This window comes from Larkinella sp. C7, from assembly GCF_006149005.1.
Taxonomy (GTDB): domain Bacteria; phylum Bacteroidota; class Bacteroidia; order Cytophagales; family Spirosomataceae; genus Larkinella.
In genome coordinates this window covers 1-346 of record NZ_VBSL01000242.1, presented here as the reverse complement: position 1 = coordinate 346, position 346 = coordinate 1, and the positions used below count along the sequence as shown (strand labels likewise).

The 346-nt window shown below is 45.7% G+C and carries 1 pseudogene; it reads right to left on the bottom strand.

Going from position 1 to position 346, the window contains the following annotated elements:
* Window positions 1-297: pseudogene (locus tag FH871_RS35270) on the bottom strand (ATP-dependent Clp protease ATP-binding subunit ClpC); the annotation flags it as partial.
* Window positions 298-346: the final 49 nt, after the last annotated feature.

The window sequence follows — 346 nt, the reverse complement described above, 5'->3', positions numbered from 1 at the left end:
GTCATCAATGGTAAATTTCAGACTGCCCTTGTGGCTGCCAATTTTTAGTTTGGAATCGGCCTTTAATTGGCCTGACAGGAGCAATTCGGACAATCTGTCTTCAACTTCAGTTTGAATGGTTCGGCGTAAAGGCCGAGCTCCCATTTCTGGATCATAACCATGCTCAGCCAAGAGTTTGAGAGCAGCTGGCTGAACTTTAAGGTCGATTTGCTTCTCAGTCAGGGTAGCTGCCAGTGGTTTCAGCATCAACTTAACAACTTGACGCATGTGGTCTGGTGTTAAACTGTGGAAGACAATCTTCTCATCAATCCGATTGATGAATTCAGGCCGGTAGGCTTTTCTGAGT